General features: G+C 56.1%; 7 protein-coding genes. 3 read left to right on the top strand and 4 right to left on the bottom strand.

The annotated features are described in order from the left end of the window. From IKP20_09075 to IKP20_09065, 3 genes are all read left to right on the top strand, one after another. The coding region (locus tag IKP20_09075) for a hypothetical protein (protein ID MBR4505097.1) at window positions 1-2353 on the top strand (2353 nt) is incomplete at its 5' end. Continuing rightward, entirely contained in the window at window positions 2350-4419 is a 2070-nt protein-coding gene (locus IKP20_09070; GenBank protein ID MBR4505096.1) for a hypothetical protein, read from the top strand. The genes IKP20_09075 and IKP20_09070, both read left to right, overlap by 4 nt. 52 nt (window positions 4420-4471) lie before the next feature. Next, a complete protein-coding gene (locus tag IKP20_09065; GenBank protein ID MBR4505095.1) occupies window positions 4472-4684 on the top strand; it encodes a DNA-directed RNA polymerase subunit K in 213 nt (70 codons plus the stop codon). 16 nt (window positions 4685-4700) lie between these two features. Here IKP20_09065 and IKP20_09060 read toward each other — a convergent pair whose 3' ends face one another. The 4 genes from IKP20_09060 to IKP20_09045 form a co-directional block, all read right to left on the bottom strand. Further along, the gene (locus tag IKP20_09060) at window positions 4701-5522 is read right to left on the bottom strand and encodes a leucine-rich repeat domain-containing protein (protein ID MBR4505094.1); all 822 of its coding nucleotides are present in this window, start codon (window positions 5520-5522) and stop codon (window positions 4701-4703) included. 22 nt (window positions 5523-5544) lie between these two features. Beyond that, on the bottom strand, window positions 5545-6609 hold the full coding sequence (locus IKP20_09055) for a linear amide C-N hydrolase (GenBank protein ID MBR4505093.1): 1065 nt from the start codon (window positions 6607-6609) through the stop codon (window positions 5545-5547). A gap of 88 nt (window positions 6610-6697) precedes the next feature. Then, window positions 6698-8227: an APC family permease gene (locus tag IKP20_09050; GenBank protein ID MBR4505092.1), complete on the bottom strand. Its 1530-nt coding sequence runs from the start codon at window positions 8225-8227 to the stop codon at window positions 6698-6700. Window positions 8228-8733: 506 nt separating this feature from the next. Next, the coding region (locus tag IKP20_09045) for a hypothetical protein (GenBank protein MBR4505091.1) at window positions 8734-9030 on the bottom strand (297 nt) is incomplete at its 5' end.

Raw genomic sequence — 9030 nt, 5'->3', positions numbered from 1 at the left:
GATATACTGCCCCGAGCTGATCCCCCCGCACAAAGAGGCGTCCGTAAGCCACACCTTCGGGAGGCATTTCAATGAGCTGCAGATGAGGGCGATAAACGGCGCCGTGTTCGCCAACGGGTTCTACATGATCCAGGGGCCGCCTGGAACCGGCAAGACGCAGGTGATAGCCGAGATAGCCGCCCAAGAGGTGATCCGCGGCCATAAGGTGCTGATAGCAAGCCAAGGGAACAAAGCCGTGGACAACGCTTTCGAGAGGCTCAGGCCTTACAGCTTCATCAGGCCGGTGCGCATAATGGCCGAAAAGAAAGAAAGCGAATACGAGCTCAAGAACATCGTGTCCACGTTCTACGGCGGGATATGCAAGGCCGTCGAGGACAGGATGGACCTTTTCGGCGACCCGGAGCGCAGGGCCGAGATCGACGGCAAGATATCGGAATTCAGAGCGTTCTACAAGGACTCCTACGCCCCGAAAAAAGCCGAGGCCGAGCCGACCATTAGGAAGGTCAGAGCGCTCAGAAAGGACCTCAACGACCGCCTTTACAAGATCAGCTGCGACAACGCCGCCCTGGAATCGTCCAGAAGGAGATACGAGGCCATGTGCGGCAGGCTCGGCAGGCTGGGCGATTTCGAGAGGGACGACTACCGCGACTATGCGTCCAAGATCCTATCGCTGTTCGAGGGCATCGGAGCCCACGACAGGGATTCCGTTGTATTCGGGCCGGACGGTCTGTGCAGCGCCATAGCATCGATCTCAGAGGACGACCTCTACGACACCATAGAGAGATACGAAGGCTTCCGGGATGCCGGCACGCTGCCCAACGACGCGCTGTCGCTGATGTTCGCCGAAGGGATGCCCAATTCCATCCCGAAGATCAAGAACGCTCTGGAGGAGATCCAGGAGATCGTCCGCCGCGAGGCAGAAGCCGAGAGGGATGAAGCGGAAAAGGCATCCAGATACGACCCCAAGGACGAGGATGAGGCCCGCTCGCTTTACGGGGCGAAGATGGATACTTACGCGTCCAATCCGGCATATGCAGAATATCTGGAAGCTGAGAGGCACCTGCACGGCATAGTCTCCGAGCTGTTCTCTCTGATGAAGGTCACCGACCGCTATGAGACGATGGATGAGGCCAGGAGGATAGTGGACAAAGAGGCCAAGGTCTTAGACGCGTTCAGCGGGATGAACCTTAGGGAGACCATGGCCGCATGCAGGGACATAGACGGATACCTCAGAACGGAAAGCGTGGCCGGGATAGATTCCGACCAGCTCATCGACGAGCTGTCGTCTTGCGTCAACGTGGTGGGCATGACCTGCACGGCAAGGGAGATCGCTTCCAGATCGAATGCGAGGGAATTCCCCGAGATAGACCTGAGAAAGATGGGGATAGACGTGGCCATCATCGACGAGGTGAGCAAAGTCCCGTTCCCGGAGCTGATACGCCCCATGTCCTACGCGAAGAAGGTCATCCTGGTGGGGGACCACAAGCAGCTTCCGCCGGTATACAACGAGAGGGCCGAGGACGACACCATGGAGGAGCTCAACGCGAAATACGCCAGAATGTATTCCGAGCCTCTGTTCATGTCCATGTTCGACCGGGCGTCAGAGGATTCCAAGACCATGCTGAAGACGCAGTACCGCATGACGTCCCAGATAATGGGGGTGATCAACAGATTCTACGGAGGCGCCCTGGAAATGCCGGAGGGCATCCCCGAGAGGAGCCACCGCATGAGGATAGACGGCAGGACCCGCCCGCTGATAACTCCCGAGCATTCCGTTCTGTTCATAGACTGCAAAGGAAAGGAACGCAGGGAAGGCGGCAGCACTTCGTTCGTCAACGACGCCGAAGCCGATGCCGTCGCCAAGCTGGTTAAACTTCTGGATTCCAGATGCCGCTGCGATTCTTTCGGCAACCCTCTGGGCTCTGAAAGGAGCGTCCCGATGAGCATGGGCGTGATTACCCCATACGCCGACCAGATCAGATCGATCAAGAGGATACTGCGCATGGACGGCAGGAACGGATTCAGGCTGAGGTCGTTCAGAAACGACGGCGAGGAGCGGTTCATGGTCAAATCCGTGGACGATTTCCAGGGCGACGAGCGCGACGTGATCATCGTTTCCCTGGTCAGGACCACCAAATCGAAGTTCATATCCGATTTCAGGAGGATAAACGTCGCGATGAGCCGCGCCAGACGCCTTCTGATAATCGTGGGCGATGCTGACTCCCTCGGAAAGGTCTCCGTCGATCTGGACGGCAACGGGAGATACTCCAACGCATACCAGGACATAATCTCGGATCTGAAGCTGGCCGACTGCTTCGCCGATGCATCTGAAATACCGGAGGCGGCAGAATGAGCGGCGACCTCTCGGTTTCGATGGAACTGCCGGTGATGAAGGTCCGGTACCTGGCGTCATTGCACCAGGTCAAGAGGGCCTCGGGGCTGGAATACCTGGTCATGAAGATGGTCGAGATCGGACAGACCATCGGATCCCAGGATCTGGACATACAGCACATGATGGGGGTGTTCTCGATGCACTCAGATCTGTTCCCTCTGGTTCTGGACGAGATAAACCGCCTGAGAAACGTGGGGATGCTGAGGCACAACCTGAGCAGGATAGACCAGACCACGCCGATCCGCAGGATATCCATAACGGAGACTGGGGAGGAGCTGCTGGGGAAGAACATCACCGCCTCGGAAAGGAAGAGCGTGGACAAGGTCATCGTCTATTGCCCCTGGAAAACGGACAAGTTCGCTCCGGACTATAACATCGCGTTCCTCGAGAAGCGCATGAGGATCCCCTTCGGGAAGGATAAGTCTCAGGAAGCCATAGACCACATCGGCAGCCACAGATTCGAGTTCGGCATAGACCCGGACGCCACGATCAAGAACCCGAGGATAGACACGGCGGATGCCCCCATGGGCATGGCGGAATGCCAGCTGCGCGTGTATTTCGACGCCTCCGAAAGGTTTTTCCGTCCGATCCCGGCGCAGGGGCTTGATATAGAGTACATAGCCGGAACCTGCGACTCGGCGAAGATAATCAGAGGCCTGCCGCCGGCCGCCTTCGAGATCCCGGGGGCGCGCTTCGAAGTTAAGAGATGGGCCGATTCCCCGCCGGAAGGTTGCGAATGGATCTTACCCTGGGATCTGGATCTGGGGAGCGGCGTGCTGTTCTACGGCCCGGACATCTCCAAGGTCTCGCGGGAGGACGCCGCGAAGCTCCCGGAAGGATTCGGATGCGACGCGATGGTCGTCTCTTCCGAGAGGCAGGGGATGATGTGCTGGTTCGTCAGGATCCCGGTTTCGGTGGAAGGCTTCGAAGGGTCGGCGCCGGCGAGATTGGTGGCCTTCAAACGGATGACCAAAAAGGAGATCGATTCCGCCGTGGGCATGGCCATCGCCGGGAAGCGCATATCACACGCCGACGAGCTCGCCGCTCTGGACAGGACCGCCCGCGCGCTGGGGGACGACGGCATTCTTGTCGGGCGCGTGATAGGCAGCCTGACCCCCGGGGACCTGGATTCCCTGAGGAAAGCCCTGGCTAACATCTCGGGTCTGAACCGCGAAGTCTCCAAGCTTGCGGACGCGCTGGATGAAACGCTGTCGATATGGGTCACAGACGGTCTGGCGCTGTCTGACGCCGCCAAATTCGCCGAGATCTGCGCCCGCAGAGGCTATCCGCTGAAGGGCGAGAAATCTCTGCCCAGAATATTCAAGGCATATGGCGCAGCCGCGGCCGCGGAATGGGCCTATTCGGCGGGCACCCCTCCGGAAAGCTTCGAAAGCAGGTCAGATCTGATCGGCGCCATAACCGCATCGATCATATCCGGAAAGCCGCTTCCCGGGAATTCCAAGGAGATGGGCCCGGCGCGCCAGGCGGCCGAATCCATGGGCACGCTGATGAGAATCACCGGGATCAGATCGCCGGAGACGTATCGGCTGGATCCGGAATCGATCGAAGGCGAATCGGGAAAGGAGATTGACAAGGCGCAGACGGCCCTCTCGCAATCGATGGCTTCGGTCCTTGTCAGATATCATGCCATCGCCCAAAACGCGTCCTGGGCCAAGATAGAGGGCCTAGCGGCGATATTCCATGCGATAGCCGATTCCGTTAGGAGGAAGCCCAAGACCGAATCCGAATTCGCCGCCGAAGAGAACGGATTCCTGTTCTGCCGCTGGCTCAGATGGCTCGCCGTGTCCAGGATCCGCAAGCTCGAAGGGGATGGGCTTGAAGAAGAGATTCTCCGGAGCTTCAGAACCTCCGGCCGCATGACTTTGGCAGATTACGCGGAATTCGACAGGTTCCTCGCCTTCTCGGATTCCTGCCTGGGGGAGGACGTCCTCCGTACCATAGATCCGGCCCAAAGGGCTGCATGGGCCGAGCTGGTCTTCGCCATAATAAAGCTGAAGCGCAATTGAAGCGGGCCTCTTGGCGATGGATATTTATATGACACGATAATTGGACAGCCAGGTGGGTTTTACGGAAAAAGAAATCACCAGATTCGAGAAGGCAAGGATAATCGGCGCCCGTGCGCTGCAGATATCCTGCGGAGCCCCTACCTTCGCCGACCCCGACGTCATCGCCGACATGTTGGATCCCATCGACATCGCGGAGGCCGAATTCAACGAGGGCCTCATCCCCATCAGCGTCATCAGGAAGCGATTCCTTTCTCAAACCGCTTAAATCCCTTTCTCTCTCATTATTGGCTTTTCCTGAGGGCCGCGCCATCGCTCATGAAGATGCATCCGCGGACGTTCTCGGCGGTGTGATCCAGGATATGGCCTTCGCTGTCGGCCAGAGTCAGCCCGAAAAAGGCGCTGGACCCCAACGATTCAAGGCTTCTGGGCAATGAGAGCCTGGACAGCGATATGCAATCGGAGAACGCTCCTTTGCCTATGTGCGAGACGCCCTCCGGGATATCCGCCTCTAAGAGCGACATGCATTTGAAAAAGGACATGTCCTCGATCTTTGTGACTCCGCTCTGGATGGTCATTGAGTTCATAGAGATGCAATCGGAGAATGTGCCCTCCCTGATGACGCCCAATCTCGGAGGAACGGCGGCTTCCAGCAGAGAAGCGCAACCCGAGAAAGCCCAGCTTCCAAGGAAATCTACGCTCTCGGGCAGCGATGCGGTGCGGAGCCTGAAGCAATCTGCGAAGGCGGATTCTCCGATGCATTGGACCCCCTCCGGCATCTCTATCTGAGCGAGGGATATGCAGCCGTAGAAGGCTTTCCTGCCGATGAATTCTAGACCGGGCGGCAGAGATACGGATTCCAAAGACTGGCATCCGGAGAAGGCCTCCTCGGCTATGTGGATGACACCCTGCGGAATCTTCGCGCTGATCAGCGGCAGCCCTTGGAAAGCCCTCTCGCCGATGGCCACAACCGGACGGTCGCACCCGCCGATGCGCACCTCTCTTGGGACGGAGATGCTTGTGGCCTCAGAATCGCATCCCGTGAGCGCGACAGCGCCGTCCCGAAGTTCGAACGCCATCCCATCGATCTCAACCTTTTCCGCCATGATGGCCGGATTGATTCCTTGCTTATAATTCCGGCGAGTTCCCGAGCCTGAAAGAGTGCTTCCTTCCCGTCTCATTAGCAATGAGGTCCAGAGATCCGTCTGAGATGTCGTATACCGAGCTGTGCCCGGTATGCCACATGTCGACCACGCCTTTGCCGTCGAATTTCTTAATGGCGCGGTCTATGCGGGCTTCCATCCAATCCTCGGCCACCATCCCCACGCGGAAATCGCCCTCGCCTTTGCGGGTGTAATCGTTGTAATATTCGCTGTACCAGAACGGGACTGTAGAGCGATCATATGTCTTGGAATACCAGGCCTTCGACAGCAGACGCATCATGCTTTCCCTGTCAGTGACGCCCGCATAGCCATCCGATAGGACGCCATACCTCTCCAGCCCATGAGAATGGGGGGAAAGGTCAGCCCTTTTGTAGACCCCTGTGAGATGGAAATTGGACATTATGCGGACGCCGTAGGTAAGGCACAGCTTGCCTCCGATGAACTCGGCCACCGCGGAACCGATGGAATCCATGAGCATGTAATGCATCTCGAACCCGCCCATGTGGCTTTTGGGGATGGAATGGATGTCCAGATTGCGCAGGAGGTCCACGGCCTCATGGACAGAACCCGCATTGTCCAGGAGATACCTCACGATCAGTGCCATAGACATCCTTTTGAACCCGGGGCGGGTGGATTGGGTTTTCCCGCGGTCGCTCACGGTGATCCCATTCACGCTGCATGCGAATCCGGCATCGTTGACGCCGTCCATCGTCATGAACGGGACGTATTGGAAGAGAGGCGAATCCTCCCCCGATTCGACCTCAGCCGCGGGGATGAGGGATGACGATACCCCGAGAGTGGCGTGCCTCCCTCCCCAAGCCGGGGTGCTTACCACGATATCTGCTTTGTCTCCGATGGCCCAATCGTAATTCCGCCCCAACAGGCTGCCTTTTGATATGGATGAGCATGAAAAGCCGTCCGGTGGGTTCTCGCCGAAGAAACTTTCGGCGGCGTCATAATCGTATCCGGAACATGACATCGCATACAGCATGTCATCGATCCGTTCGGGTTCCGAGCGCCTCCAAGCCATGGCGGGTCATATGTCGCAACCGTAAAAAAATCTCCTTTCCGTGCCATCGGAAAGGAAGTGAAAAATTTGGGGCCGAAGCCCCGTTGAATCAGCGTGACCCTTTGATGGGTGCGGCTTCTTTTTTCCCGTTGCCAGCGCCGAAATTGATTCCGCAGGAGACTTCAGGATGGTGGGTGTGGTTCCAATACTGGATGAGCAGCCAGCAGGGAACGTAGGCGAAGGTTGCCGCAATCCCCACGAACACATACAGCAGGCCCATGGTGATGTATACGTAATAGAGCAGGCCGGGGATCATGAAGAAGAACTCGAAGATCGCCATGAAGACCGCTCCGGCATACCAGATCTTGCCCACTTTGTAGACTCTCTCGACGTTCTTGAACCTGGGGTCCCTGCGGGATTTGATGAAGGCGCAGCAGCACATGCCGAGCGCTATGGCGAATCCCAGCGCGGAAACAGCAAGAATCTGAGACGCAGTTATTCCCGCGACTATGATGAAGAACCCTATGAAGGCCTCGAAGAACATGGCGTTCATGGGAACCCCGTATTTGTTGGTCTTGGAGAACATCATGGGCATGTTGCCGTCCGAAGCCATGATCTGGATAGTTCTTGCGGTGGCGAGGAAAGCGCTCTGGATGATCATGACCATACCGGCGATGAGAAGGATAACGGCGAGGAGACCTCCGATGTCACCGAAGTCGCCTCTGGCGATGGGGATGAGGGTGGAAGCTCCGGCCTCTTCGATGCCAGCCTGCCCAAGGGTTCCGTACATGCAGAATGCGATGACGAAATACATGAACAAGCAGAGAAGGCCGCAGGCGGTGAGCGCTTTGGGTACGTCTTTGCTTGGGTCTTTGTATTCTGCCCCGTAGGTAGCCGCAGATTCCCATCCGACAGCGCTCCACTGGGCGACGGTGAAACATCCGAGGACCATCAGAATGGTGTCCCCGTCCCATATCCAGGAGCTTCCGCTCCACGATTTGGAAGTGGGAACCATCTCGCTCGTGATCGTGTCCAAGTTGAAGTTTCCGTTGAAAAGGGGCACAAGACAGATGATCAGAATGGGGATGATCGTGATGATAGCGAGGATGAGCTGCACTTTGGCGCCGCCCTCGAGACCTTTGCGGCCGCTGACTATGATGAATCCATAGATGAGAGCCCCGATGGCGAGGTAGAACAGAGTTCCGGTCATTCCGTCGAACCCCAGGTCAAAGTAATCGTTGATATAGACGCCGGTCATGATCGTGAAGATCGGAATGACCGGAACCCAAGTGGCGAAATAAGCCCAGGCTCCCAGCGACCCTATGACTCTGCCCATGTTGATCTTTTTGTTCTTGTATTTATCATCGTCCCTGTAAACGTGCTGAATGGAACCTCCGATGCCTGCGACGCCGAATGTGGCGCACATCTCGCCCAGAGGGAGATTCAGCAGGAATCCAGAAAGGACTGAGAACACCCATATGAGGATGCTCATGGCCCAGAGGTTCAATGAAAGATCGCACAGTGACGGGACGATCAGAATCGGAATACCCATAGCAATTATGAGACCCTGCTTCCAGTCGATCGTCCTGAGAAGCTCGTAGGTACCGCTCTGGGTACCGGCGTTTTCTGCGTCTGGCATTGAAATGACCTCACTCGCAACCGCCAAGCGGATGCAATCGATATTGTCATGACGATGGGGTATAAATTTGTTGATGTTTCAATGAAAATATAGCAGAGGCAATATTATTTAATTTAACCTATAAAAATGGATGAATCTAAATATGGTAACTTCACATTAAATAGAGGTTTCCCTACAATAAATCCGCAACAAAAATAAATCGATGGATGCATTACCCTGAAATGGTTGGGGCGCAACTATAGGGAGGATACCGATTAGCAGAGCGGTGTCACGCCCCAACCTATTTATGAGATTGTTCTGCCTGCATATATATGTTTTTTGTAATATGCTAAATATTAGAAATAATTTTGATAAAAATATTTTATTTTTAATGAGATTATATAAAATATAATGATGAATCAATCATATTATTGAGTGAGCATCTTATTAGCTGAAACGTCATGAAAAATGAGATTTAAGGGGTTTGGGGCGGGAACCCGAAGGCCCGCCCGTTTGGGTTTTCGTGCTCAGACGTAATAGTAGTACAGAGTGACGTCCTTGGTTATGGGTCCGAAGATTACCTCGGAGTTCTCGGCGTCGATGACGTGTATCTGCAGGGTGCCGACGTCGTACTCGGCGGAATGGTAGTCGCCGTCGATGCCGTCGCTGGAGATCACGATGGCCTTCCCTATGTCCGATCCGTATGCCTGGACGACCTGGTCGAACCGCTCGCCGTAGGCGACGGTATCGCTGAAGCTGTAGGATCCGTCCCCGGCGTAGGAGAGGGTGACGGTCAGATAGATCCTCTCGAACTCGAACTCCAT

It is taken from the genome of Candidatus Methanomethylophilaceae archaeon (genome assembly GCA_017524805.1).
Taxonomy (GTDB): domain Archaea; phylum Thermoplasmatota; class Thermoplasmata; order Methanomassiliicoccales; family Methanomethylophilaceae; genus Methanoprimaticola.
The sequence above is the reverse complement of the archived record's forward strand: the minus strand, read 5'-3'. Positions and strand labels throughout refer to the sequence as shown.